This is a genomic window from Rhizobium sp. BK251 (genome assembly GCF_004345245.1).
Taxonomy (GTDB): Bacteria; Pseudomonadota; Alphaproteobacteria; order Rhizobiales; family Rhizobiaceae; genus Rhizobium.
This window is the reverse complement of record NZ_SLUQ01000003.1, coordinates 328,941-353,767: the sequence shown is the minus strand read 5'-3', so window position 1 is coordinate 353,767 and position 24,827 is coordinate 328,941. Positions and strand designations below refer to the sequence as shown.

General features: G+C 61.4%; 22 protein-coding genes. 9 read left to right on the top strand and 13 right to left on the bottom strand.

What is annotated here, in order from left to right; translation table 11 throughout:
- Positions 1–78: 78 nt before the first annotated feature.
- From ilvC to EV286_RS08720, 4 genes are all read right to left on the bottom strand, one after another.
- Positions 79–1,131 carry a ketol-acid reductoisomerase gene (gene ilvC, locus EV286_RS08735; protein WP_281041082.1) on the bottom strand — a complete coding sequence of 351 codons (1,053 nt, stop codon included), beginning with the start codon at positions 1,129–1,131 and terminating at the stop codon, positions 79–81.
- 10 nt (positions 1,132–1,141) lie between these two features.
- Positions 1,142–1,792 (bottom strand): TetR/AcrR family transcriptional regulator, encoded by a 651-nt coding sequence (locus EV286_RS08730; protein WP_132956637.1) that lies wholly within the window; start codon positions 1,790–1,792, stop codon positions 1,142–1,144.
- A 346-nt stretch (positions 1,793–2,138) separates the two neighbouring features.
- Positions 2,139–3,437: an NAD(P)/FAD-dependent oxidoreductase gene (locus EV286_RS08725; protein ID WP_132956636.1), complete on the bottom strand. Its 1,299-nt coding sequence runs from the start codon at positions 3,435–3,437 to the stop codon at positions 2,139–2,141.
- A 104-nt stretch (positions 3,438–3,541) separates the two neighbouring features.
- Positions 3,542–4,006, bottom strand: coding sequence for an Lrp/AsnC family transcriptional regulator (locus tag EV286_RS08720; protein ID WP_132956635.1), 465 nt, complete (start codon positions 4,004–4,006; stop codon positions 3,542–3,544).
- Positions 4,007–4,170: 164 nt separating this feature from the next.
- Between EV286_RS08720 and EV286_RS08715 the strand changes: the two genes are divergently transcribed.
- The 4 genes from EV286_RS08715 (at position 4,171) to EV286_RS08700 (ending at position 7,862) form a co-directional block, all read left to right on the top strand.
- Entirely contained in the window at positions 4,171–4,890 is a 720-nt protein-coding gene (locus tag EV286_RS08715; protein WP_132956634.1) for an aspartate/glutamate racemase family protein, read from the top strand.
- 73 nt (positions 4,891–4,963) lie between these two features.
- Complete coding sequence (locus tag EV286_RS08710; RefSeq protein WP_132956633.1) at positions 4,964–5,893, top strand: helix-turn-helix domain-containing GNAT family N-acetyltransferase; 930 nt, start codon at positions 4,964–4,966, stop codon at positions 5,891–5,893.
- Positions 5,894–5,977: 84 nt separating this feature from the next.
- Positions 5,978–6,601 carry a TetR/AcrR family transcriptional regulator gene (locus EV286_RS08705; protein WP_132956632.1) on the top strand — a complete coding sequence of 208 codons (624 nt, stop codon included), beginning with the start codon at positions 5,978–5,980 and terminating at the stop codon, positions 6,599–6,601.
- A gap of 55 nt (positions 6,602–6,656) precedes the next feature.
- On the top strand, positions 6,657–7,862 hold the full coding sequence (locus tag EV286_RS08700) for an MFS transporter (RefSeq protein WP_132956631.1): 1,206 nt from the start codon (positions 6,657–6,659) through the stop codon (positions 7,860–7,862).
- Positions 7,863–7,895: 33 nt separating this feature from the next.
- Here EV286_RS08700 and EV286_RS08695 read toward each other — a convergent pair whose 3' ends face one another.
- The gene (locus tag EV286_RS08695) at positions 7,896–8,312 is read right to left on the bottom strand and encodes a helix-turn-helix domain-containing protein (protein ID WP_132956630.1); all 417 of its coding nucleotides are present in this window, start codon (positions 8,310–8,312) and stop codon (positions 7,896–7,898) included.
- Between the two features lie 121 nt (positions 8,313–8,433).
- On the opposite strand from EV286_RS08695, the gene EV286_RS08690 reads away from it, so the two are divergent.
- Complete coding sequence (locus EV286_RS08690) at positions 8,434–9,321, top strand: NmrA family NAD(P)-binding protein (RefSeq protein WP_132956629.1); 888 nt, start codon at positions 8,434–8,436, stop codon at positions 9,319–9,321.
- Positions 9,322–9,363: 42 nt separating this feature from the next.
- Here EV286_RS08690 and EV286_RS08685 read toward each other — a convergent pair whose 3' ends face one another.
- Complete coding sequence (locus EV286_RS08685) at positions 9,364–10,116, bottom strand: pyridoxine 5'-phosphate synthase (RefSeq protein ID WP_132956628.1); 753 nt, start codon at positions 10,114–10,116, stop codon at positions 9,364–9,366.
- A gap of 454 nt (positions 10,117–10,570) precedes the next feature.
- On the opposite strand from EV286_RS08685, the gene EV286_RS08680 reads away from it, so the two are divergent.
- Complete coding sequence (locus EV286_RS08680) at positions 10,571–11,263, top strand: MerR family transcriptional regulator (protein WP_132956627.1); 693 nt, start codon at positions 10,571–10,573, stop codon at positions 11,261–11,263.
- Positions 11,264–11,348: 85 nt separating this feature from the next.
- Here EV286_RS08680 and EV286_RS08675 read toward each other — a convergent pair whose 3' ends face one another.
- The 7 genes from EV286_RS08675 to EV286_RS08645 all read right to left on the bottom strand — a co-directional run bounded on the left by EV286_RS08675 (position 11,349) and on the right by EV286_RS08645 (position 22,683).
- The gene (locus EV286_RS08675) at positions 11,349–14,468 is read right to left on the bottom strand and encodes a multidrug efflux RND transporter permease subunit (RefSeq protein ID WP_132956626.1); all 3,120 of its coding nucleotides are present in this window, start codon (positions 14,466–14,468) and stop codon (positions 11,349–11,351) included.
- Positions 14,469–15,662, bottom strand: a complete 1,194-nt coding sequence (locus tag EV286_RS08670; protein WP_132956625.1) for an efflux RND transporter periplasmic adaptor subunit — start codon at positions 15,660–15,662, stop codon at positions 14,469–14,471.
- Positions 15,663–15,984: 322 nt separating this feature from the next.
- A complete protein-coding gene (locus tag EV286_RS08665; RefSeq protein WP_132956624.1) occupies positions 15,985–17,112 on the bottom strand; it encodes an ATP-dependent RecD-like DNA helicase in 1,128 nt (375 codons plus the stop codon).
- Between the two features lie 67 nt (positions 17,113–17,179).
- Positions 17,180–19,201 (bottom strand): right-handed parallel beta-helix repeat-containing protein, encoded by a 2,022-nt coding sequence (locus EV286_RS08660; RefSeq protein WP_132956623.1) that lies wholly within the window; start codon positions 19,199–19,201, stop codon positions 17,180–17,182.
- Positions 19,202–19,231: 30 nt separating this feature from the next.
- On the bottom strand, positions 19,232–20,134 hold the full coding sequence (locus tag EV286_RS08655) for a hypothetical protein (protein WP_132956622.1): 903 nt from the start codon (positions 20,132–20,134) through the stop codon (positions 19,232–19,234).
- A gap of 34 nt (positions 20,135–20,168) precedes the next feature.
- Entirely contained in the window at positions 20,169–21,299 is a 1,131-nt protein-coding gene (locus EV286_RS08650) for a glycosyltransferase family 4 protein (RefSeq protein WP_132956621.1), read from the bottom strand.
- Between the two features lie 25 nt (positions 21,300–21,324).
- The gene (locus EV286_RS08645) at positions 21,325–22,683 is read right to left on the bottom strand and encodes an oligosaccharide flippase family protein (RefSeq protein WP_132956620.1); all 1,359 of its coding nucleotides are present in this window, start codon (positions 22,681–22,683) and stop codon (positions 21,325–21,327) included.
- 439 nt (positions 22,684–23,122) lie between these two features.
- On the opposite strand from EV286_RS08645, the gene EV286_RS08640 reads away from it, so the two are divergent.
- From EV286_RS08640 to EV286_RS08630, 3 genes are read left to right on the top strand one after another with little or no spacing between them, the layout of a single operon-like run.
- Positions 23,123–23,503, top strand: coding sequence for a hypothetical protein (locus EV286_RS08640; RefSeq protein ID WP_132956619.1), 381 nt, complete (start codon positions 23,123–23,125; stop codon positions 23,501–23,503).
- The gene (locus tag EV286_RS08635; RefSeq protein ID WP_132956618.1) at positions 23,487–24,041 is read left to right on the top strand and encodes an RNA polymerase sigma factor; all 555 of its coding nucleotides are present in this window, start codon (positions 23,487–23,489) and stop codon (positions 24,039–24,041) included. Before EV286_RS08640 ends, EV286_RS08635 begins: the two co-directional genes overlap by 17 nt.
- Positions 24,038–24,826, top strand: coding sequence for an anti-sigma factor (locus EV286_RS08630; protein WP_132956617.1), 789 nt, complete (start codon positions 24,038–24,040; stop codon positions 24,824–24,826). The genes EV286_RS08635 and EV286_RS08630 overlap by 4 nt, the downstream gene beginning before the upstream one ends.
- Position 24,827 lies beyond the last annotated feature (1 nt).

Below are 24,827 nucleotides of genomic sequence, written 5' to 3'. Positions count from 1 at the left end.
AGCACCGCACATGTAGTCCAGAACGACGGAAGCCGGGGCTTGCACCCCGGCTTCCGCGTTCGTCGGTCTGGGGAGGACTTAGTTGACTGCCTTGTCGACGAGCTTGTTCTTGCCGATCCAGGGCATCATGCCGCGCAGCTTTGCGCCGACTTCCTCGATCTGGTGGCTGTCGTTCAAGCGACGGATGCCCTTGAAGCGTGCGAGGCCGGAACGGTATTCCTGCATCCATTCCGACGTGAACTTGCCCGTCTGGATGTCCTTCAGGACGCGCTTCATCTCGGCCTTCGTCTCGGCGGTGATGATGCGCGGACCGGAGACGTATTCGCCCCACTCGGCCGTGTTGGAGATCGAGTAGTTCATGTTGGCAATGCCGCCTTCATAGATCAGGTCGACGATCAGCTTCACTTCATGCAGGCACTCGAAGTAGGCCATCTCGGGCGCGTAGCCTGCTTCGACCAGCGTTTCAAAGCCGGCGCGGATAAGCTCGACAAGACCGCCGCAGAGAACGACCTGTTCGCCGAAGAGGTCGGTTTCGCACTCTTCGCGGAAGTTGGTTTCGATGATGCCGGAACGTCCGCCGCCGACGCCGCAGGCATAGGAGAGAGCGAGCTCAAGGGCATTGCCCGACGGATTCTGGTTGACGGCGACGAGGCAGGGAACGCCGCCGCCCTTCTGGTATTCGCCGCGAACCGTGTGGCCCGGGCCCTTCGGCGCGATCATGACGACGTCGACGGTCGCCTTCGGCTCGATAAGGCCGAAATGAACGTTGAGGCCGTGGGCGAAGGCGATTGCAGCGCCGTCACGGATGTTCGGAGCGATCTCGTTCTTGTAGATGTCGGCCTGCAGTTCGTCGGGCGTCGCCATCATCATGAGGTCCGCCCAGGCGGCAGCTTCGGCAACCGTCATGACCTTGAAGCCATCGGCTTCTGCCTTCTTGGCGGTGGCTGAACCGCTCTTGAGCGCGATCGCAACGTTCTGCGCGCCGCTGTCCTTGAGATTCAGCGCATGGGCACGGCCCTGCGACCCGTAGCCGATGATGGCGACCTTCTTGGCCTTGATCAGGTTGATGTCGGCATCACGATCGTAATAGACGCGCATAGTTTTTCCTTCCCTTTGCTTGTCTGTTGTCAGTTAAGAACCATCAGACGGCCGCTACTGCGTCCGTCGAAACCTTTTCCGTGCCATAAAGCCGGAGGAATGCCGTAACGGCCTTCTCTGCCTGCCGGCCGGTATCCTTGGGTCCGGCGTCTCCAAGCAGCATGCGCACATGCAGATCCGAAACGACGAGCCCGTAAAGCGTATGATACGCCTCGTCGGCATCCGCAAAGCGCAGCAGCCCGGCGCGTCTGCCGGCATCGATCAGGGCCATCGCCCGCCGGTCGATCTGACGTCGGCCGCGCTCTAGGAGCAGCTTGCCGAGCTTCGAGCCGTCCCGGTTGGACTGGCCAATCGCTAGCCTGTTGAGCGCCAGCGAGACATCCCCCGCCAACACCTCGAGAAGATCGCGTGCGAAGATTGCCAGGTGATCATGAAGGCTGGTTGCGGTCAGGCGTTCGCCATTGCGTTCGAAGGTGCGCACCTTGCTCGCCTGATAGGCGATCATCGCAGAAAGCAGGCCGTCGCGATCACCGAACCACTTGTAGAGGCTTTCCTTCGAGCAATTGGCGGCCCGCGCGACACCGGAGGTCGTCAGCGCCTTCTCGCCGCCATCGACGAGCAGCCTGAGAGCCTGCTCCAGAACCGCGTTCTGGCGGGGCGAAAACTCGCCTTGCTCTCCTGCAATATTCGGCATGACCGCCGCTCCTCGTTGTGCGTACCGTACCGTACGGTTCGTGAGCCTTATGGCGGATATTGATTCCGCCGTCAAGCGTGAATGACGAGGTTGGCATTGATGGGCAACGGTCGGGATCGGTCCCTGCCCCGCCCGATGTATCGCCGCCGAGAGCGATGTTCGCACTCATATGCTCCGGATCGCTTGAGGTCGCACGAAAAGACTGGCCGAAGGCCCTAGCCTTCGGCGGCGGAAAATTGTCCGCCTTTCGTTGCACGAAAATTGCCGACCGGGCGAACTCGTCTACATTTGTAGTCAAGCGAGGCGGACAAGGCTCGGTATCACGTCGCGAGAATCTTGGCCTGCCTCAGGCCTTGACGTTGGTGCGCTCGCGCTCGGAAGCGGCCTCGTCCCGCATGGTTTCCTTCTGGGTTATCAGCCGCGCGCTGTGCTGCCGGCTCAGAAAAATCCACAGCCAACTCCAGGCAACGGCAAGACGCCAGCGTGTTCCGATGAGGAAGTAGATATGGGCAAGGCCCCATATCCACCATGCGGTCGCGCCCCTGAGCTTGATCCACCCAAAGTCGATGATCGCCTCTCTATTTCCGATTGTCGCAAGGCTTCCCTGGTGACGGTAGCGGAAGGGTCCGGGAGATGTCTTTCCCGAGAGCCGCGCGCGGATGATCTTCGCGACATGGGCGCCCTGTTGCTTGGCGGCCGGCGCAATCCCTGGAACCGGCTTTCCATCCAAGGTCTGGACGGCGGCCGTATCGCCGATGACGAAGACATCGGGATTGCCGGGTGCGCTGAGATCCTTTTCGACGATGACGCGGCCCGCACGGTCGGCAGGTGCTTCGAGCCAACGGGCAGCGGGCGAGGCCTGCACGCCGGCGGCCCAGACGATGGTTCGGCATGGCAGGAAGCTGTCACCGATCGTCACGCCCTCGGCTGTGCAAGATGTTACGGGCGCACCGGTCACGACCTCGACACCGAGCTTCTTCAGCGCATCGCGGGCATATGCCGAAAGATCCTCGACGAAGCCCGGGAGGATGCGTGGCCCGGCTTCAATAAGCATGACCCGCGCGGCGTGCGTATCGATGCGGCGGAACTCCCTGGGAAGCGTCTCGTGCGCCAGTTCCGCGATGATGCCGGCAAGCTCGACGCCCGTTGGTCCCGCGCCGACGATCGCAAAGGTCAGCAGCGCCTCGCGAGCGGCCGGATCTTGCTCCAGTTCCGCCTGTTCAAATGCAAGCAGTGCCCGGCGGCGGATGGTCGTCGCATCTTCGAGGGTCTTCAGCCCCGGCGCCACCGGCTCCCATTCGTCATGGCCGAAATAGGCGTGGGTCGCGCCCGTCGCCAAAACCAGGGTGTCGTATTCGATGGCCTGCCCGTTGCGGAGCGATATCGTCTTTGCCTTGCTGTCGACGCCGTTGACCTCGGCAAGAAGCGTCGTGACCTCCCGCCGGTCGCGAAAGAGGTGGCGGATCGGCCATGCGATCTCGGATGTGGCAAGCAACGTCGTTGCGACCTGATAGAGAAGCGGCTGGAACAAGTGATGGTTTCGCCGGTCGATCAGCGTGACACGCACGGGCGCCCCCTTCAGCTTATGTATCAGCTCTATCCCCCCAAAGCCTCCTCCGACGACGACGACGTGATGATCTGGCATTGCCGTTCCTTCAGCCTTGATCCTGCGCGACGAGCCGACTGCCCGAACACTGGGTCTGCCGGGTCACGTTGCAGTGTAGATTTCCTTGTCCGCGCGCTATGCGGCTAATCCGCGTAGTTCACCGGAACACCGAGACCGCTTTTCAGCTCTTCCATGGAAATGGAGGCCGTCACGTCAAACAGCTCGACGCGGCGGACGATCTTCTTGTAGACGACGTCGTATTGCTCGACACGAGGCAGCACGATCTTTAGTATATAATCATGATTGCCCGTCAGCCGATGGGCCTCCACGATTTCCGGCACGTCGCCGATCGCCTTCCGGAAGACCTCCATCCAGTCGTCCGAATGATGCACGGTTTTGATGAGCGCGTAGACGGTGGTCGGCACGCCCATCTTGTTTCGGTCCAGGACGACGATCCGGCGGGCGATATGGCCGCTTTCCTCGAGGCGTTGGATGCGGCGCGAACAGGCGGATACCGAAAGCGCCACCTTGTCGGCCAGCTCGGTGACGGATATCCCCGCGTCAGTTTGTAACAGGTCTAGGATCTTGCGATCGCGTTCATCAAGCACGGTTGGCCTCACTGCATAGTCGCGCAAAAACTCAGCGCGTATTCTTATAATCACGCGACGCCTTGTGCGTATTGTAGAATATAGCGCAAAAAATGCAAAGAAGCGGCGTCGGTTTCTGGCATAATCACCGCAGATCCGGCACGGCATGGGAGAGAGGAACTGATATGCGCGTTATCGGCCTTATCGGCGGCATGAGTTTTGAAAGTTCGGCAGTCTATTATCGGCTTGTCAATGAAATGGTGCGTGAACGACGCGGCGGCCTCGCCTCGGCGGAGGTGCTGCTTCGTTCGGTGAACTTCGAGGAAATCGTCGCCCTGCAGAAGGCCGGACGATGGGACGACGCCGCGGCGCGGCTTGGCGATGCGGCGCTCAATCTGCAGATCGGCGGTGCAGGTTGCGTCCTCATCTGCACCAACACGATGCATCTCGTGGCGGAAGAGGTTGCTGCACGCATATCCGTGCTGTTGATCGACATCATCGACGAGACCGCTCGCGCCCTGAAGGCGGCTGGCCGCCATCGTCCCCTCCTGCTTGCCACGCGCTACACGATGGAGCACGGCTTCTATACCGACCGCATGGCAGAGCTTGGTATCGAGGTCATGGTTCCGGGCTCGGATGACCGGACAGTCGTCCACGATGTCATCTTCGAGGAACTCTGCGCCGGCCGAATTCTGGACACTTCGCGCGAAAAGCTGGTTGCGATTGTTGAGAGAGCCAAGGCTGCCGGCGCAGACAGCGTCATACTGGGCTGCACCGAGATCTGCCTTATACTCGACCCTGCGCGACTGCCCCTTCCCGGCTTCGATACCACCGCGATCCACGCCCGCGCGGCGGTGGACTTTTCGCTCGGCAAACAATCCGTTCGCGAAATGTGCGGTGTTTGATTTGTAATCGCTATTTAGTTGACGGAAGCAACTAAATAGCGGCATCGTCTTCCTATCCAAGGAGACGATATCCATGAGTTCCGTTTCAAGAGAAGCCCTCATCGACGCGGTGCGCGACTTCAACCGCTTCTATACGAATTGGCTGGGTGTGTTGGACAGGGCCTACCTCGCCTCGCCCTACACGCTGACCGAGGCACGCGCGCTCTTTGAGATCGGCACGCACGACACGACTGCCGCGGTCGATCTCGCCCGCGAGCTTCACGTCGATCCGGCCTATCTGAGCCGGATCCTGAAGCGCTTCCGCGGTGAAGGGTTGATCGACACGCGCCAGGACCAGGCCGACCGGCGCAGCCAGGTCATCAGCATCACCCAGAAGGGGCACACACTGCTCGACGAACTCGCCCGGCGCTCACGCGAGCGCATTGCCGAGCAATTTGCCGATCTCCCCCCAGGAGCGCCTGCGCGGATCGTCGATGCCATGGACAATATCCGCCTGGCGATCGATCCCGGGCGAGACGCCCTGCGCCCCGCGATTCTGCGCCCGCATCGCGCCGGCGATATTGGCTGGATCATAAGCAGCCAGTCGGAATTCTACACCTCTGAATTTGGCTGGGATCTGCGCTTCGAGGGGCTGATCGCTGAAGTGGCCGGGCATTTCCTCGCCAATTTCGATCGTGACCGCGAGTATTGCTGGATCGCTGAGCGTGACGGTATCAATGTCGGGTCTGCTCTGGTTGCCAATGGCGGCGGCGGCGTTGCCAGGCTGCGGCTTCTCTATGTCGACAAGGCCGCGGGCGGTCTCGGTATCGGCACGCTTCTTGTCAATGAGTGCATAGGGTTCGCCCGGCGCGCCGGCTACAGCCAGTTGTCGCTTTGGACAGACGAGGCTCTGACAACGGCGCGGAATATATACGCCAGAGCGGGATTCCGCCTTGTCTCGAGGGAGACTCAAGTCCTCTTCGGAGCGCCGATGAACGGTGAGACCTGGGTCCTCGATCTTTGATTTGACTGCAAGTGCGATGCGGTAGATTCTTCGCGGTGCAAAATTCCAATTGATTTGGAAACGATTATTCCCTAAATGGGAGGCATGACAAATGACCTCCCTTCTTCGACTGTAGCTTCCCGCCCCCGTGGGCGACCTCGCGAATTCGATCCGGACCAAGCCCTCGACAAGGCGCTGCTCGTCTTTTCAGAGCGCGGCTACCATGCTGCGTCAATCAGCGAGTTGACCGAGGCCATGGGGCTGACGCCCGGCAGCGTCTACAAGGCCTTCAAGGACAAGCGCGCCGTCTTCCTCGCGGCCTTCGACCGTTATCGGCGCGTGCGGCGGCGCGAGCTCGAGGAGCAGGTTGCCGCGGAGCCGAACGGCTGGGAAAAGATCCTTCGCACCCTTCTCTTCTACGCCGATTCCTCATGTGGCGCCGTCGGACGGCGGGGCTGCCTTGTGGTCGGTAGCGCGACGGAACTCGCGCTTTTCGACGAAGAGGTGTCGGATCGAGTGAATACCGCATTCGATGCCGATGAGCGGCTTCTTCGCGAGCTTATCCGGCTCGGCCAGTCCGACGGATCGATCCCGGCTCATGTCGACGTGGAGGCGGCCGCCCGTGCCCTGCTCTGCCTCACGAAGGGTATGCGCGTAGTTGGCAAGACCGGACGCAGTCCGGAGGAAATGGTTGCCGTCGCGAAGGCCGCGATGCGGCTAATTGTATGACATCGCTAATTTTTCCGAAATCATTGATAACTCCTACCCCCCTTTGGAGCCAGATATGACTGTATCGACCGCGACGCGGGAGACGACCATCGATCACGGGATTTCGCCGTGGATGACCTTTCTGCTTGCGGCGGCCTGCGGGCTCGTCGCTGCGAACCTCTACTACAGCCAGCCACTGGCCGGTCCAATCAGCACGACGCTCGGATTTTCCCCGGCCGCCACTGGCCTTATCGTGACGCTGACGCAGATCGGCTATGGCCTTGGCCTGCTTCTCATTGTGCCGCTCGGCGATCTTCTGGAGAATCGCCGTCTCGTGTTGACGCTCATCGTCATCTCGGCCGTTGCGCTTCTCGCAGCACCCGCCTCCGGCACTCCCGGCCTCTTTCTGCTCGCATCCCTCTGCATCGGCCTTGCATCGGTTGCGGTCCAGGTGCTTGTGCCCTACGCCGCTCACATGGCGCCTGACGCCCGCCGCGGCCAGGTGGTCGGCAATGTCATGAGTGGTCTGCTCTGCGGAATCATGCTCGCCCGACCCTTCGCGAGCTTCATCGCCGAGGCTTCGTCATGGCACGTCGTATACGTCGTTTCGGCCGCGATCATGGTCCTCCTTGCGGTCGTGTTGCGCATCACTTTGCCAAAGCGTGTGCCTCATACGAGGCTGAGCTACGCGGAGCTGCTCGCTTCGATGGGACGCCTTGCCCTCTACACGCCGATCCTTCAGCGCCGAGCGATCTATCAGGCCTGCATGTTCGGCGCCTTCAGCCTGTTCTGGACCACGACGCCACTGCTGCTTGCTGGGCCGCAGTTCAACATGAGCCAGAACGGCATTGCCCTTTTTGCCCTTGCCGGCGCGGCGGGTGCAATTGCCTCACCGATTGCCGGGAGGCTTGCTGATCGCGGCCTTACGAAGCGCGCAACCGCGCTCGCGATGACGCTCGGCGTCATTTCCTTTCTGATGGGTCATCTCGTGAATGACGGCTCGGCTCTCTCACTTGGCCTGCTCACCCTGTCGGCGATCCTGCTCGACTTCGGCGTGACGACCAACCTCGTCTGCGGCCAGCGTGCCATCTATGCGTTGAGCGCCGAGCATCGCAGCAGGTTGAACGGCCTCTACATGGCGACGTTCTTCGCCGGTGGGGCATTCGGCTCGGCGATTGGCGGCTGGGCCTATGCATCAGGCGGTTGGTCGTTTACTGCCTGGATCGGCTTCTGCTTTCCGGCCGTTGCCCTTCTGATCTTTGCGACCGAGCGCAGGCACTAAGCCGCAGCTCGCAGAAAAGACCGGCACGCCTCCTCAGGGAGGCGTCTGGTCGAACCGCGCTCGCGCCGCCCGCACGGCGTCATGATTGGCCTCGGCCCAGTCCAGAAGACGCGACAACGGCTCGAAGAGCGAGCGACCGAGATCGGTCATCCGATATTCCACGCTGGGCGGCTTCGTCGGAAACACCTCCCTTTCAATGTAGCCATCTCGCTGCAGATCCCTCAGGGTCTGTGTCAGCATGCGCTGGGAGATGTCCGGCACCATGCGTCTCAACGCGCCGAATCGATAGGGCTGCTGCGACAGAGCTTCCAGCAGCAGCGTCGACCACTTGCCGCCGATCTGCTGCATGACGTCGCGTACCGGGCAATTGCTGAAGTCCAGCTTGCTGATGTCTATCGCGCGCGCTGCACCTTCGGCCTTGTTCCGGAAGTTGACGACGGATCCCCGCATGGTGGTTTCCTTTCTGTGAGCTAGGCACGAAAAACTGCCTGCTTTACACGGCTTAGTCAATTCCTATTCTAGCGCTAGTCTCTTTTAGAGACCGACAAAGTTGCTAAGGAAGGAAAAAACCATGGGCCAGAAAATCCTTGTTACAGGCGCCGCGGGCCAGCTCGGCCGTCGCGTGATCCACCATCTGCTGGAGACCTACAAGGTACCCGCAGGCGACATCATTGGCGCGACCCGCAATCCGGAACAACTCGCCGAACTCGCAGCGCGCGGCATCACCACGCGCAGGGCCGACTTCGACGACGCCGCGTCGCTGGCCGCGGCCTTTGCCGGTGCCGATCGCCTTCTCATCATCAGCACGGATGCGCTGGCTCAGAAGGGACACCGCCTCGCCCAGCACAAGGCAGCGGTCGACGCTGCGGCAAAGGCCGGTGCCAAGCATCTTTTCTACACCTCGATGCCGGCACCGGATAACTCGCTCGTATCGTTCGCGCCCGACCACCTCGGCACGGAACAGGCGATCAAGGCGAGCGGTGTCGACTATACGATCTTCCGCAACGCCTGGTACTGGGACAATTTCCTGCACTCCCTCCCGCATAGCCTTCAGGAAGGAAAATGGTATTCCTCGAGCGGCGATGGCCGGTCCGCCAATATCTCCCGTGAGGACTGCGCGCTCGCCATCGCGGCCGGCCTTGCTTCGGCGACGGTAGAGCGCGGCATCCTCACCCTGACAGGACCGCAGTTGCTGACCACGGAGGAAATTGCAGCGCTCGCGGCCGAGATTGCCGGCAAGCAGCTTCAGGTCGTGCACATTGATGACAAGCAACTGGCGGGAGGCCTTGCATCCGCCGGCCTGCCCGGCTTCTTCGTGGATGTCCTCGTTTCCGCTGATGCCAACATCCGCGCAGGAAATTTTGCCTTCCTGACGGATGATTTCCGGAAGCTCACCGGCAAGGACCCGCAATCGGCACGCAGCTTCTTCGAAGCGCACAAGGCGGCACTAACCTCCTGATGAGGTTGCCGGCTGCCACGCGGCGGGCGCGGCAGCCGGTTTTCAGACTCTCTGGCCGCAGGCGCGGCGGAAGCGGCGCACTGTTTCCGCCATGCCGTATTCCAGCGCGTCCGCGGTCAATCCATGCCCGATGGAGACCTCGGCAAGTGCCGGGATGCGCTTCACGAGCGGTGGCAGGTTGCCGACGGTCAGGTCGTGCCCGGCGTTGACGGCAAGGCCCTGTGCGGCGGCTGCATCCGCCGTCTTGCCAAGAGCTTCGAGGATCGGCGCCGCCCGCTCCGGGGCTTCGTAGCAGCCGCCATATGGGCCTGTGTAAAGCTCGATCCGGTCTGCGCCAGTCGCCTTTGCGATCTCAATGGCGTCCGCGTTGCCATCGCCGTCGGCAAACAGTGAAACGCGGCAACCCAGTTTCTTGAGACGCCCGACCATCTCCGTCAGAAACGCCTGGTGCTTGCGGAAGTCCCAGCCGTGATCGGACGTCGCCTGCGACGGATCATCGGGCACGAGCGTGACCTGTTCGGGCTGTGCCGAAGCGCAGAGCGCCAGAAAGTCTTCGGTCGGATAACCTTCGATGTTGAATTCGGCTTGCGGAAACTCGTCGTCGATCAGGGCTCGAATCACCGGCAGGTCCGAAAAGCGGATATGTCGCTGGTCGGGCCGAGGGTGAACGGTAAGGCCGCTCGCCCCTGCCTGAAGCGCGATCCGGCCCAGTCCCTCCACGCTCGGCCACGGCAGGTCGCGGCGGTTCCGGAGCATCGCGATGGCGTTGAGATTGACGGAAAGCTTGGCTGGCATCTTGGCAGGTCCATTGGTGTTGGCGGGCAATACTTGCTTTTATGCCAGCCCCGGCGGCAAGGCCAATGAGTTTCGAGCATCGACGCATGCAAAAGATTGATGCTGGCGCGACGGTCTCCGCCTATGGGATTACGCCAAGTCTAGCAACCTGGAATAGTGCGTCGGCAGCGACCCTCGGCGAAGGGGAATTCTATGCCCGCTGTCCACAGGCATGAGCTTTTCCGCCACCAGGCGGCGTTGCTATCCCTTTCAAATGCGGTTATTTTTAGCATCTGCGTTTATACGAGTTCGCGCATAAGGTGAGTACGTTCCCAGTAGCTCCGCCGCGTAGCGTTTCCCATCGACAAGAAAAAGTCGGGTTCGAGGAGAGCCCAACACGCCGACCAGGGTGGCAATTGGCGGGACCTGTACAATATGAGGCGAGGAAGTGCAGATCAGATCATAGGAGGGGTTGATGGCAGATGGTTCCAAGCGCCTGTTTGCTGTGGCGAATACCGGATCCGATGCGCAGTTGAGATATCGTTTCCTGCCAACGACGACGTTGCCACCTGACTTGCCGGATGGACCGGTACCGATTGCAGACATGGCGAATGCCTTTGGGGTTACACACCGGACATTGCACTTCTACGAGGAGAAGCGCCTTCTCTCGGCCGATCGAATCGGCCTGATGCGGGTCTACGGCCAGGAGGACATCCACCGGATGGCCGTCATCAACACCTGCCGCGAAACAGGAATGCCGATCGCCGTCATCCAGGAGTTGATGGAGGAATTGAGCCGGTCCGGCACGCAGGAAGAGTCCGAGCGCACGTTTCGAAATGCCCTGCTGGTCAGAAAGCGCGAGCTCACCGCCGAAATGTCGACTCTCCACCGCCAGATCCAGCAGGTCAATGATCTGCTGGAGGACGAAGAGGAGGCCGATGTCCCACTGTTTGGCGACAGCGAAGAGAAAGCGAGCCTCACCGACGAGGAAAAACAATGCCTCGAACTGATGGCGGAAGGCTATTCGACACAACGGCTGGCCCGAGCTCTCGACCTCAAGCATGAAGAGACCGTCGCTCTCGAGGCCGAGCTCATCCGCAAGTTCAACGCCAACAACCGCTTCCAGGCCGTGGCCAAGGCCGTTCTCCTCGGCATCGTGCAGACCTGACGCGCCGAAAGGCTCTGTAGCAGAACAAGCAGGACCCGCTCTCGCGAGTCCTGCTCTTGCCTGTCTTGAAGGTGTCTTCCACGCACTATTCGGCGGCCGCGGCCGTGTCGGGATCTTCCTTTTTCTCCTTGTCCTTGCGGGTGAAATAGTTCTGGACCCGATCCAGGTAGAGGTAGACGACCGGCGTCGTATAGAGGGTCATCGCCTGGCTGAGGATCAGGCCGCCGACGATCGCGTAACCCAGCGGCTGGCGCAGCTCCGAGCCCGTGCCGTTTCCGAGCATTAGCGGCAGGCCGCTGAGCAGCGCCGCCATCGTCGTCATCATGATCGGACGGAAACGCAGAAGACACGCCTGCCGGATCGATTCCTCCGGCGTGAGCCCCTGCTCTCGCTCGGCAGCGATTGCAAAGTCGACGATCATGATACCGTTCTTCTTCACGATGCCGATAAGCAGGATGATGCCGATAAGCGCGATGAGCGTAAAGTCGAAACCGAACGCGTTCAGCATCACCAGCGCGCCGAGGCCCGCCGACGGTAGCGTCGAAAGGATCGTCAGCGGGTGCACGTAGCTTTCGTAGAGCATGCCGAGAATGATGTAGATTACGACCAGAGCCGCGAGAATCAGGAGAGGCTCGCTGGCAAGGGACTGCTGGAATGCCTGCGCGTTGCCCTGGAACGTGCCAATCAGCGTCGGGGGCGTTCCCAGTTCCTGCTGCACCTGGTGGATCGCAGCGACAGCCTGACTTAGGGCGGCGCCGGGCGCCAGGTTGAAGGACAGCGTAACCGACGGGAATTGGGACTGATGGTTGACCGCAAGAACGCTTGTGGGCTCCGTCGTTTGCTTGACCAGCTGGCTGAGCGGCACCTCCTGGTTGGTGAGCGGCGAGCGGATATAGAGACTGTTCAGCGCCAGCGGCGAATTCTGATCCTCCGGCAGCACCTCGAGAATCACGTGGTAGCTATTGAGGTCGGTGAAATATTGCGTCACCTGTCGCTGACCGAAGGCGTCGTTGAGTGTGTTGTCGATCGTTTCGGGTGTAATGCCGAAACGCGACGCCTGGTCACGATCGATCGTCAGGGTCAGTGTGGCACCATTGTTCTCCTGGTCGCTCGCGACGTCCGTCATCACCGGGATCGTCTTCATCTTCGCGAGCAGCTTCGGCGCCCATTCGTTGAGCTCGTCGGAATTGCCGTCCTGGAGCGTGTATTGGAACTCCGTACGCGAGACACGGCCGCCGACGGTGACGTCCTGGGAAGGCTGCAGAAAGAGTGCCGCACCCTCTACCTTGGCAAGCTTCGGCCGCAGGCGATTGATGACTTGAGTTGCCGAAACGTCGCGCTCGTCGCGCGGCTTCAGGGTGATGAACATTCGCCCGTCGTTCAGAGCCTGACCGCCGATCGAGCCCACGGCCATGCCCACCGTGTCGACGGCGGGATCGCTTGCGACCACCTTGCCGAGCTCGATCTGGTGCTTGGCCATGTCGGCGTAAGACGTGTCCTGCGCACCCTCCGAAACACCGACGATGAGTCCCGTGTCCTGGATCGGGAAAAAGCCCTTGGGGATGATGTAGAACAGGTACCCCGTTACGGCGATCGAGATCAGGAATACGGAAAAAGTGATCCGATGGTGGTGCAGGGCCACGTCGAGTGTCCTGCGGTAGCCGTCCAGCATCATATCGAAGCCATGCTCGAAGAGCAGGTAGAGGCGGCCATGCTTGATCTCACTCTCGTTCTTGAGGAACCGAGCGCACATCATCGGTGTCAGCGTCAACGAGACAAAGGCCGAAACCGCAATCGTCATCGTCACGGTGATTGCGAATTCACGGAAGAGGCGGCCGACGATGCCTCCCATCAGAAGCAGCGGAATGAAGACTGCGACCAGGGAAAGGCTGATGGACAGGATCGTGAAGCCGATCTCGCCCGCACCGTCCATCGCGGCCTGGAGCGGCGTCTTGCCCTGCTCCATGTGCCGGTGGATGTTCTCCAGCATGACGATTGCGTCGTCCACGACGAAGCCGACGGCGATCGCCAATCCCATGAGAGAGAGATTGTCGAGGCTGAAGCCCAGCACGTACATAAGCGCGAAAGTACAGATGATTGCGAGCGGCACGGTGACGCTCGGAATAATCGTCGCCCAAAGGCTCCTCAGAAAGACGAAGATAACCATGACGACCAGGCCGACCGTTATCAGCAGCGTTCTCTCGACATCAGCGACCGAGGCGCGGATGGTGACCGTTCGGTCGCTCAGAATGTCGATGTGAAGTGCCTTGGGCGCCAGGGCGCGCAGCTGTGGCAGAAGCGCCTTGATTTGATCGGCCGTGTCGATGACGTTGGCGCCGGGGAGCTTGAAGATAGGCAGGATGATCGCCGGCTTGCCGTTAGACCAGGCTTGTTCCTGCGTGTTTTCCGGCGCATCGATGGCCCTGCCTATATCGCTGATCCTGACAGGCGCACCGTTATGATAGGCGACGATTGCATCCCCCCACGGCGCAGCCGCCAGGAGCTGATCGTTGTCATAGACCGTATAGGTACGGGTCTCGCCCTGTATGGTGCCCTTTGCATCATCGACCGTATTTGCGGTGATGGCGGTCCGGATATCTTCCAGCGACAGGCCGAGCGATGCGATCTTCGCCGGGTCGATCTGGATGCGCACCGACGGCTTCTGCTCGCCGAAGATCGGCACCTGCCCAACACCGTCCACCTGGCTGATGCGCTGAACGAGAACGTTTTCCGCGAAATCATCGACCTGCGTAAGCGGCAGCGTGTCCGACGTAAGGGAAAGAACAATGATCGGCGGGTCGGCAGGGTTGACCTTGCGGTAGGTCGGCGGCGAGGGAAGATCCGTGGGCAGCTGCCCAGATGCCGCATTGATCGCCGTCTGCACGTCCTCAGCCGCGCCATCGATGTCGCGCGAGAGGTCGAACTGGAGGGTAATCGCACTCGCCCCCTCTGTGCTGACCGAGGTCATCTGCGTCACACCGGGAATTTCACCGAACTGGCGCTCAAGCGGCTGGGTCACCGCTGAGGCGATCGTCTGCGGGCTTGCGCCCGGCAGCTGCGTGCTGACCGAAATCGTCGGGAAGTCGACCTGGGGGAGCGGCGCAACCGGCAGGAAAGGATAAGCCGCGAGACCGACGGCCAGGAAGCCGAACATGAGCAGCGACGTGGCAATCGGCCTTTGGATAAAGTTCGAGGAAATGGACATCTAGCTCACCTTCTTGCTGTCGGTGGCTGGCGTCTGGCTTGAGTTGTCCTCCGGCATGACCTTGATGCCAGGCTCAAGTCGGTATTGCCCCGCCGTGACCACCGTCTCTCCGGCCTTGAGGCCGGTCTCTACGATGGCTACATTGTCCTCGATCTGGCCGACCTTGACTGGACGCGCGTCCACCGTGCTGTCCGGTTTGACGACATAGATGAAGTAGCCGTCGGAACCCCTTTGCACGGCGGCGGACGGAACGGTGACCACTCCCTTCTCGACCCTCTGCTGCACGCGAAGCTGAACGAATTCGCCCGGCCAGAGCGTCTCGTCTTCGTTGGGGAAGGTCGATTTCAGGCGGATCGTACCTGTCGTCTGGTCAATCTCGTTGTCCAGGACGGTGAGTGTCCCGCTGCCAAGGGCGGAGCCGCCGTCCTTTGTCAGGGCGGTCACTGTCACCGCTCCCGCCTTCATGGCTTCCTGTACCGCCGGAAGATCGGTCTCCGGCAAGGTGGATATCACGGAAATCGGCTTGGTTTGGGTGATGACCACCAATCCCGTCGTGTCGGTCGTCGTAATGACGTTGCCCTGGTCGAGCAGGCGGATGCCGGTGCGGCCGTCAAGCGGCGAAATGATCTGGGTGTAGGAAAGCTGGGTCTGCGCATCGGCAATCGCAGCGTTATCCTGGTTCACTTGCGCCTCGAGCTGATGGTAAGTGCTGCGCTGGTTGTCGACCGTCTGTTGTGTAACGCTTTGGTTGTCGAGCTTCAGATCCCGATCCAGTGTGACCTTGGCGTAATCGCGGTCAACTTCATCCTGTTTGAGCTTCGCAACCGCCTCGTCCAGGGTGTCCTGGAACGGCCTTGGGTCGATGACCGCGAGGACATCGCCTTTCTTGACCATCTGCCCTTCCTTGAAGCGGACATCGACGAGCGTGCCGTTGACCTGCGCCGTCACCGTGACGGTATTGAACGCCTGTACCGTCCCGAGGCCCGAAAGGTAGATCGGGACATCACCCTGGACGGACAGCGCGGTGGTCACCGGCACGCCCGGGTCCGGCGGAGTAGCAGCCGAGCTTTCGTCGTCATGACGCAGCCACAGGGTACCGCCGACGCCCACAACCAACACGATGAGAAGGAGGCTGACGCCAGTCCGCCTGACGCCGCGGCGGCGTGGCTTTTCGGAAATTTCTGGCTCGTTCATCGGAGTATCACCTTCACCTTGCACTACGCTACGTTCTGAAATCGAGGTAGGGTGCGCCGAATGCGGGCCGCTGGGTGCCACTGTGTTCCGCTGATCGCTTGAAACGCCTAACATTGCCCGCAAAACGCCAGCCCACAGCCTCAGAACGGCGCACTCTTTACCGTCTACAGGATGCTGCAGATCCGGGGCTTCGTCTTTCTGAAAAGCCGCATGCTTTTTCAATTCATACGGTCATCTTGTCGCGCGCAGGGTTTATCCGAGCGCGCGAGGCCCTAAATGCGACCAGTTGGACATGGGATGAAATTTGCGCGTGGTGCGTCGGCTAGCGAACGATCGTCAGCGTCTCGGCCGCGCGGGTGATCGCAGTATAGAGCCAGCGCTCACGGGTGTCGCGGAACGCCCAGCTCTCATCGAAGAGGACGACATTGTTCCACTGCGAGCCCTGCGCCTTGTGCACCGTCAGCGCATAGCCGTAGTCGAATTCGTCATAACGCTTGCGCGTCGACCACGGGATCTCGCCTTCGACATCCTCGAAGACCTGCTTCAGCAGCTTGATCTTGGCCGCGCCGCGATCCATGTCGTCGTCTTCCGGCCGGACGAGAAGGTTTATGCCGGGCTTCGTCGTCTCTCGCGACGACGTCATCACCTGCCAGAGGGATCCGTTGAGCAGACCCTTGGTGGGATCGTTTCGCAGGCACACGAGCTTGTCGCCCGCCTGCGGATAGTCCTTCGCAAACCCCTTCAATTCGCGCAGGCGCTGGTTGTAGCGCCGGCGGGTCCGGTTGGTCCCGACGAGCACCTGATCTGCCTCCAGCACCAGCGGCTGCGTCACCTCGTTCTTCGAGATCACCTGCGCGGTTCCATAGTCCCCGTGCATGACCTCCTTGCCCTCGCGCACCTGCATGGCGAGCTGGATGATCGGGTTGTCACGCGCCTGTCGGTGGATGTCGGTGAGCAGATAGTCGGGTTCCTCGTTGGTGAAGAACCCACCGCCCGAAACTGGCGGCAGCTGGCCCGGATCGCCGAGCACGAGGATGGGCGTGCCGAAACTCATCAGGTCCTTGCCGAGAGCCTCGTCCACCATGGAGCATTCGTCCACGATGATAAGCGCCGCCTTGGCAACCGGGCTCTGCCGGTTGATCGCAAACATTGGCGCGATCGAAGTCTTTCCAGTCTCCTCGTCCTCCACCGCCTCTTCGCCGCGCGGGCGATAGATGAGGGAATGGATGGTCTTGGCGTTACTGGCGCCACGGGAGCGCAGGACCTGCGCCGCCTTGCCCGTGAAGGCGGCAAACAGCACCTCGCCGTCGACATTTTCGGCGAAGTGGCGCGCAAGCGTCGTCTTCCCCGTTCCGGCATAGCCGAACAGGCGAAACAGGGGCGAGCGCCCTTCCTTCAGCCATCTCGAAACGGCCTTGAGCGCTTCGTCTTGTTGCGGGGCAAATTGCATCGGGCGAATTGGCAGGATTCGTCGCGGATAGGCAAGCTCAATTCCTCGGCCGTCCCGCCCGAAATCGTCAGCATCGAAAGCCTTGATACATCTCGCACCGCCCCGGATATTGTTTCAGGATCTTTGCCGCGTCGACCTGCGCGTCGCCCGAGGCCCATGATACGGGGGACTTTGCCTCTACTTCGACGGAGGTGCCGCTGTCCGGCCAGACGGATGCCTTGAGCGGTTCCTTGATGGACTTGAGCTTGCCGCCGACCACGAGATTGTCCTTCTCGCTGTTGTGAAGAGGCGCGCCGGGGTCGTCGTCGAGAATGTTGCGCAGTGCCGGATATCGCGCCGACCAGAGCTCGTCCTGGTAAGGCATACGCCTCAACCGACCCTCCAGATCGCCTCCGCGCCCCTCGCCGCGGTCGTAGAGCAAGATGCCTACATGGCCGCTGTGGAGGAAGGCATTCCCGCTGAAGACATTGTCCCGCCCGCCATGGACGGCAATCGGCCGGTCGACACGGAAAAACACGTTATCATCGACGCGATATCCGCTTGCCTGATCGTCCAGATAGATCGCGGTCACAAAGTTGCGGCCGACGACTGTCGCCGCGCCGCCGGGGGCTGGACCGCCGATATCGTGGAAGAAATTGCCGTGTATGACGGTGCCGCGCTCGCTCCAGTCGCGCCCCATATAGATGGCACCCGCGTCCTCGCCCTGCTCCACCACCTCGCCGATATCGTTGCCGCGAATGACATGGTCGTTGCCCTGCACGATGATCGCCGCGTGCGGGCCGTGCCGGAATGTGCATCGCTCTATCTTCTGACCGACGCCGGCAAGATGGACCCCGACCCGATAGGTGAATGAGGATTGGCCGAAGTCCGAAATGACGGAGTCGACGATGGAATGCGCGCCTGACGTCAGCGATGGGCGGTCGCCGCCACTTAGATAAACAGCCGTCTCGGCGACACTGTCGATCGTGCAGCGGGAGATGGTGACGCCCTTTCCGCCCTCGACATTGATGCCGCCGGCGCCGCTGTTGCGGACCGTGCAGCGGTCGATCGCCACGTTGTCGGCATCCTTGATGCGGATCGCCGTTCCGCGCGATTCCTCGAAGGAAAGATTCTCTATCCGAATGTTGCGCGCACCCTGGATCTGAAGCAGCGTTCCCGTGACCGACACATCGAACGCCTTCTCGCCGTCGAAGCCGATGGCGAATGCCCGGCGGCGGACTGGATCGAGGACGAACTCACCCGGCCGGGAAAGCGCACTGAAGGCATTGAAGGCAAAGTATGCCACGCCCTCCTGGATCGGTCCCTCCCGCCGTAGCGGCGCCATCCGCACCGCCTTTTCCACCGGCAGCATCTCCTGCACCGGGCTGGTCTCGTAGGCATAGCTCGCCGTCCAATATCCGCCGAGGAAAAGGTTCGGCTCTCCCTTCAGCAACTCAAATGCCTCATTGGGCAGGACAACCGTATCGGCCGCGCCGCTCGGCTTCGCGCGGCGGTCGTAACCATTCTCGGGCCACCGCGCCGGCGCGAAGCGAACCCCCTTCTGGAAGAACTCGAACCCGGATTCGTGAACGCCGACATAGGCGCCGCGCCGGCTGATCTCCGGCTTGCCCGCGCCGGCAATCCTGGCAAGATCGATGACGACGACATTACCCGCCACAGGGCTTCTCGAAACATGGGCCTGATCATCGGCCGTCGGCTCGCCTGCACGCACCTCGACCGACCCAAGGATGCGCGAACTGCCATCTGGCGCGCCCCTCAACACAAGCGGCGCATCCGGATAGGCGGTCGCGCGTTCGTCGAGGATGATCGGGCGCTGAATACGATGAACGCCCGGTGGGATTTCTATGACCACCGCCTCTCCGGGATCTTCCTTGAGACGAGCCTCCGCCTGCCTAAGGAGATCGTTGAACTGCCGGAAGAAAAAGTCGGTCTCGTCTTGCCCGGCGTCCGCAGCGCGCAGGATGATTTCCGCATGCGTCGGCACACCGGAAACGATCAGAGCCAGGAATGCGATGACAAGGCGAACGGTCCGCCGCTGGCATAGACGCATCCAGCGCTTGGTCTCCAAGGCTCGGCTCCCATTCGTCATGGCAAGCTCCTCGTTTGGTCTGCCATCGCACTATTGAACCTGGCCGAGCTTGAGTTTCTCTGCAAGAAACTGCGCAAGCGCCCTGTTCGTCGCAGGAGTCAGGTGAATTCCATCCTTCCGAAGGTCCGTTGGTACTGTGTCGACGGCCGTATCCTTGATACCTTGAGGCGAGAGCGTCAGGGACATCGCCCTCGGCGCCTCGTCTATCAGCCAGCGGCGCACATCGACATATTGGTCGGGATAGCGCTTTTCGATCTCCCCATTCAGGCGGGTGATCGCCTGATAGGCAGCGGTACCCCGCCCCTCGTCGACGCCGTCTATGATCGAGATGATATAGGCGGGCTGCCCTCGCTTCTTCCAAAGATCCATGGTGCGAAAGATGTCGCCGATGATGCCGGCCGTGTCCCTGTAGTTATTGCGTCCCGCCCAGAGCAGGAGCGTGCAGTCCTCGACGTCGGATGCATCGACAACGAAGGCAGACGAAGGACCCGCCGCCATCGCCGCTCCGGGCTTCGAACGCTGGAAGCTGTAGCCCTCTCCGCGCTGCCAGATCATGGTTCCCGATATCCCTGCAATCGCGCCGGAAAGCGTTGCCCGGTTGCCGGCGAAGGCCAGCAGCTCGGGCGCAATCCTGTCCACGGCGACAGTACCGGACGCGGGGATCGCGTTGCCGGCAAGCGTCACGCGGATCGGTCTTGCGCCGGCCCGCGCTGCGATGGATGGCGAAGCCTGACCACCAAGCCCGCCGTCGACGACGCGCCCGGCGCCGACGATCGCGGCAAGCTCCGGCGCATAGGCAGCCGTGAGGCTGTCGCCGAGGGCATAGATGCATGGCAGCTCGGTAGCTGACGCGATGTCATGCCAGCCGAGGAGCGTGAGAAGCACCACGAGTAGCCGGCGAAAGCAGGCGGAGGCGGATTGTGGCAGCAGCATCGCATCTCCCAGCATTGGGGCGTTGAACCGGCGGCTAGACCGCCAGCGCCACTCGCCTTTCGTGAAGGCGCAGGGCCAGCGCCGCATACTGATCCGCTGTCCGCTCGATCGCAAAGCGCGAGAGATCACGATCGAAGCGAGCGTTCAGCCGCAGCAGATCCTCCGCAGCACCGGCAACTCCGGCGACATCGTCACGGCCGACGATGCGGACGCCATCGAACTCGTCTGCAAAGGCGAAGGCCGGAATGTCCGAGGCAAGAACCGGCGCCCCGGCGGCAAGCGCCTCGATGATTGCGATGCTGTGCGCCTCGCGGGTCGAGGGCATCACGTAGAGGTCCGTCGCAGCCAGGAGATTGGGGACGTCGGACCGCGCGCCGAGAAAGTGCACTTTCTCGGCGACACCGAGTTCCAGAGCGATGGCGCGCAGCTGCCGTTCGTATTCCTCGTATTCCGTGAGACCCGCAAGCCAGAGTTCTGCGTCCTGTTCCTTCAAAAGTCTCTCAAGGGCGCGAATCGAGAGATCCTGCTGTTTTGCGGGAGCGAGCCTGCCCACCTGCAGGATCATCTTCCTCTGACCCTCGATCCCGAGCTCCTGCCGAGCGCGCGCCCTGTCGAGCTGTGTGAAGCGCTGGAGATCTATGCCGTTCTTGATGACGTCGACAGACGCACGTGGGCCGAAGCGCTTCGAATAGTTCTGCGCTCCTTCGTCGGAGACCGCCACGACGGAATCAACCAGCCACCTCGTTGCTCCCTCCAGCCGGCGCAGATAGCCGCCGTCAAAATCATCGTTGGATGCAGCGTGGAGAACCGTCACGAAGGCCGGCCGCTCCCGCATCAGTGCAAGCGGCAATCGACCATAGAGCGACGGCAGCACGGAATGGGCGAAGACGACATCGGGCTGGAATGCTCTGTAGACATCGCGGTAGTGGGCGCCACGACCGAACTTGCTGAGCATCGTTGAGGGGAAATACAGCGCGACTCCACTGTCCTGAAGCCGCCGCGCGTCACCTGCGAACTCGTCCAGAGGCGGGCAGAAGGATGCCATAGCGGAGACAATGCCGCTGTCCGTGTGGAGCAGGCACAAATCCCTGATGAGTGATTCCGCGCCCGAATGTCTCGGCGTGTGTGCGAGGTGCAGGATTCGCAGACCAGAATTTCCCTTCATCACATATCCCTCGCCGCTGTAGCGCTCACGTTCCAGCACTCGAAGAACGGAGGATGAAGCGCATGCCGGACCCGAGTTGCTCGGCAAATTTCTGCCAGGGCGGAATGAATGGAAGGCCGAAATGACGGCAGTTCATCAGCCAGGAGAAAAGCGCGCCGCCGCCAAGGCCAATCATGACGACGAGTACCGTGAAGCGCGGACCCAAAAGCGCCGCGAGGCCAAGAGCGATCAATGGGCCGGCAAAACTGGTGATCACATGACCAACGAGGTTCCAGCGCACGAAGCCGTGGCTGACGCCGAGGAGATAGGCGGGAATTGCCGCAAGATTGAGGAACCAGCCGAGGCAGCAGAATGCGGCGAATTCCACAAATGTAAGCTTCACGTCGCCGAGCCAGATCCAGCTGACAAGCGGCGAGACGATCGCAAGAGCCGAGAGCAGTATGCCGCCGGCGAGCACCGCATTCACCACCGCCTTCTGATAAAGGTCGGCAAGCCCGCGGGAATCGACCTCCTCCAGGTGGGCGAAGGCCGGCAGAAGCGTCTGTGTGGGTGCTGCGACGACATTGCGGACCTGCAGCGTCATGCGATAGGTCATCTCGAAAATGCCAAGCGCCTCCAAGCCGGCCGTTCCCGAAATGACGAACTTCATGAACGGCTCGAAGCAGAACGAAAGCAGGTTCGCCGCCTGCAGCTTCAGGCCAAATCCGAAGAGTTCCCGGAACGCTGGCCGCGAAAAGTGACGTGGGACGAGAACGGCGCTCTTCGCCTTGAGAAAGTGCCGGAACAGGACCCGCGCAACGACCGCCGCAAAGATGTACTGGGCAATCTGTCCCCAGGCCATCGCACGAAGACCGAAATGGGGAATGCAGGCGGCGACCACCGCGACCTGGACGAAGACGCTGCCGATCACGACCATGCTCTTCAGGTCGGCTCGCTGCTGGCCGATCAGCGCGGCGAGCATGACAGCATTGAGGTTCAGCAGCACGAATGACAGCATCGCATAGGGAAGGAGACTGCGCGCGTCCTCCAGAGCTTCCGCGGGCACCACCCAGGCAATGCCGTACCAGAGCGGCACGATGAGCACGATGCCAAGCCCGACAAACAGCGCGAGATTGAGAAGGAATGCGGTGTCGACGTAGGCCGACGCCTGCTCCCTGTCGTCACGCGCAAGGGCAATGGCGACAAAGCGGGAAAGAGCCGTTGCGGCCCCGAGATCGCCGAGCCGGGCAAGCGACGTCGTGGCAAGCACGAGTGCCCAGATGCCGAGCCCTTTGGGACCGAGGAAGAGAATGATGTATTTGTAGAGGACAAAAAGTGAAACGCCGGAAACGATGACCTCTGCCGCCGCCCAGAACGAATTTCGCTTCAAGTTCAGGTTTGTCATGACCGATCACACTTTATGCAAGCACGGCGGGCATCGGCTTTGCCTCCACATGTCGAGCCGTGTGACGAAAGCTCGCCCAACAATCACTTCCCGGTCTTTGCAAAGCCAACAGGAACGCTCCAAAATGTAACCCGACAGAAATTCGAATTATCAGTATGATGACAGATCAATATCGAAAGATAAATTCACAGGACAGACTTAGCCGCCCGGAACTTAGATTTGATTGCTTCGCATATCTTCTCGCGTGATGAAGTCTTATCGGCGCGAACTCTGGAGTCAAGAAAAGTTTGTGCATTGCAGCAGACGTGCGCCGGGCGTAAGCGAAGACGAGCTTGCTCGGAAAAAAACAGCCGCGCGCCACGGAATAAAGGGCGCCTTCCTCGTGTCTCATGTTCGGTATCGCAGACTTGCGTGCCAACGACACTCAAGGAGAGATGTTATGAAAACCGTGAAATTCCTGCCCCTCCTCGTCGGGACGGTGCTCGTTTCCACCGCCGCCCTGGCGGCTGAGCCGGTCAAGACCGTGGACACGGCGAAGGGCAAGGTCCTCGCCGGAGAAAACGGCATGACCCTCTACACCTTCAAGAAGGACACCAAGGGCGTATCCAATTGCTATGACAAGTGCGCCGCGAATTGGCCGCCGCTGGTCGTTCCGGCGAGCACCAAGGCCGAGGGCGCATATACGATCGTCGAGCGCAAGGACGGAAGCAAGCAGTTGGCGAAGGACGGCATGCCGCTTTATTTCTGGATCAAGGACAAGAAGATGGGCGATACCACCGGTGACGGCGTAGGCGACGTTTGGGATGTCGCGAAGCCCTGACGGAGGAGAGCGGAGCGCAGGGGCCGCCTCCCCTGCGCCCGGCAGTTTCGAGGCGCAGGTGCTCGCGCTCCTGCCCTCCTTGAGGCGCTATTCCAGAAGCCTGGCGCGTTCGGACGCAGACGGCGAGGACCTCCTTCAGGATTGCGTCGAGAAGGTCCTCAAGAGCCGCTCCCAGTGGCGCGGCCTGAATCTTCGCGGCTGGGTAATGACAATAATGACAAACCTTTATCGCAACGGCCTGCGTCGGCGAGGCCGTCACGCATTGGTCGATCTCGACGAGACCACGGAGATGCCCGCTCCCGAGGCGACTGGGGACCCGCTTGAGCGCACGCGCCTGCAAGGAGCGCTGAACAGCCTGTCGGAGGACAGCCGCGCAGTACTGATGCTCGTCGTCGTCGAAGGCTATAGCTACCAGGAAGTTGCCGTGATGCTGGATGTTCCGATCGGCACGGTCATGTCGCGGCTGTCGCGCGCCAGGCAGCGGCTCAGCGAGCGACTGAACGCGGAAAATGTGATCACGCTTCGGAGGCCGAAATGACAGACCAGAACCAAAGCGTGACCGAGGCGCAGCTCCACGCCTATGTCGATGACCTCCTGGAAATGGAAGAGCGGGCTCGCATCGAGAACTGGCTTGCGGAAAATCCCGAGCAGGCCGCGAAGGTTGCCGAATGGCTGGAACAAAACCGAGGCATCAAGGCCCTCTTTGCCGGATATGACAATCCCCGCGAAGCGGATGTGCTGATGGTCACGCGCCCGCCTCACGGGGCCGGCCGCGTGCAGGCACGCCGTCTGGCGAGCGCCGCCGCCGTTGTCGGCATATTTCTGCTGGGTGCTGCGACAGGTCACTACGGACCGCTCCTCGTCTCCCGGCCCGAGTTGCAGCTTGCCGGTGTCGAGACCTTGCCGCAGGAGGCGAGTACCGCCTTCTTGGTCTATGCGAGCGAGGTTCGTCATCCCGTCGAAGTGGGCGCGGATCAGGAGGCCCATCTAGCCACCTGGCTCGGCAAGCGCCTGAAAGTGCCGGACCTCAAGGTACCCAATCTCCAGTCCCTTGGTTTCCAGCTGGTAGGCGGCAGGCTTCTGCCGGTTGACGGTGCTCCGGGCGCACTCTTCATGTATGAGGACGGTGCCGGAGAGCGGCTGACGGTGATGATAGCGCGCAACCCGCAGAACAAGACGACGAGCTTCCGCTTCGCGACCGCTGGTTCGGTCGATACCTTCTACTGGATAGACGGAGAACTCGGCTATGCAGTCACCGGCGAAATATCGCGCGCGACGCTGCGCCAGGTCGCAGAGGAATGCTACCGGCAGTTCCCTTCCTGAG

What these genes read in the sequence shown, in the direction of transcription:
- EV286_RS08730 (WP_132956637.1), bottom strand. Translation starts at nt 1,792, where the DNA reads ATGCCGAATATTGCAGGAGAGCAAGGCGAGTTTTCGCCCCGCCAGAAC.
- EV286_RS08725 (WP_132956636.1), bottom strand. Translation starts at nt 3,437, where the DNA reads ATGCCAGATCATCACGTCGTCGTCGTCGGAGGAGGCTTTGGGGGGATA.
- EV286_RS08715 (WP_132956634.1), top strand. Translation starts at nt 4,171, where the DNA reads ATGCGCGTTATCGGCCTTATCGGCGGCATGAGTTTTGAAAGTTCGGCA.
- EV286_RS08710 (WP_132956633.1), top strand. Translation starts at nt 4,964, where the DNA reads ATGAGTTCCGTTTCAAGAGAAGCCCTCATCGACGCGGTGCGCGACTTC.
- EV286_RS08705 (WP_132956632.1), top strand. Translation starts at nt 5,978, where the DNA reads ATGACAAATGACCTCCCTTCTTCGACTGTAGCTTCCCGCCCCCGTGGG.
- EV286_RS08700 (WP_132956631.1), top strand. Translation starts at nt 6,657, where the DNA reads ATGACTGTATCGACCGCGACGCGGGAGACGACCATCGATCACGGGATT.
- EV286_RS08695 (WP_132956630.1), bottom strand. Translation starts at nt 8,312, where the DNA reads ATGCGGGGATCCGTCGTCAACTTCCGGAACAAGGCCGAAGGTGCAGCG.
- EV286_RS08690 (WP_132956629.1), top strand. Translation starts at nt 8,434, where the DNA reads ATGGGCCAGAAAATCCTTGTTACAGGCGCCGCGGGCCAGCTCGGCCGT.
- EV286_RS08685 (WP_132956628.1), bottom strand. Translation starts at nt 10,116, where the DNA reads ATGCCAGCCAAGCTTTCCGTCAATCTCAACGCCATCGCGATGCTCCGG.
- EV286_RS08680 (WP_132956627.1), top strand. Translation starts at nt 10,571, where the DNA reads ATGGCAGATGGTTCCAAGCGCCTGTTTGCTGTGGCGAATACCGGATCC.
- EV286_RS08675 (WP_132956626.1), bottom strand. Translation starts at nt 14,468, where the DNA reads ATGTCCATTTCCTCGAACTTTATCCAAAGGCCGATTGCCACGTCGCTG.
- EV286_RS08670 (WP_132956625.1), bottom strand. Translation starts at nt 15,662, where the DNA reads ATGAACGAGCCAGAAATTTCCGAAAAGCCACGCCGCCGCGGCGTCAGG.
- EV286_RS08665 (WP_132956624.1), bottom strand. Translation starts at nt 17,112, where the DNA reads ATGCAATTTGCCCCGCAACAAGACGAAGCGCTCAAGGCCGTTTCGAGA.
- EV286_RS08660 (WP_132956623.1), bottom strand. Translation starts at nt 19,201, where the DNA reads ATGACGAATGGGAGCCGAGCCTTGGAGACCAAGCGCTGGATGCGTCTA.
- EV286_RS08655 (WP_132956622.1), bottom strand. Translation starts at nt 20,134, where the DNA reads ATGCTGCTGCCACAATCCGCCTCCGCCTGCTTTCGCCGGCTACTCGTG.
- EV286_RS08650 (WP_132956621.1), bottom strand. Translation starts at nt 21,299, where the DNA reads ATGAAGGGAAATTCTGGTCTGCGAATCCTGCACCTCGCACACACGCCG.
- EV286_RS08645 (WP_132956620.1), bottom strand. Translation starts at nt 22,683, where the DNA reads ATGACAAACCTGAACTTGAAGCGAAATTCGTTCTGGGCGGCGGCAGAG.
- EV286_RS08640 (WP_132956619.1), top strand. Translation starts at nt 23,123, where the DNA reads ATGAAAACCGTGAAATTCCTGCCCCTCCTCGTCGGGACGGTGCTCGTT.
- EV286_RS08635 (WP_132956618.1), top strand. Translation starts at nt 23,487, where the DNA reads ATGTCGCGAAGCCCTGACGGAGGAGAGCGGAGCGCAGGGGCCGCCTCC.
- EV286_RS08630 (WP_132956617.1), top strand. Translation starts at nt 24,038, where the DNA reads ATGACAGACCAGAACCAAAGCGTGACCGAGGCGCAGCTCCACGCCTAT.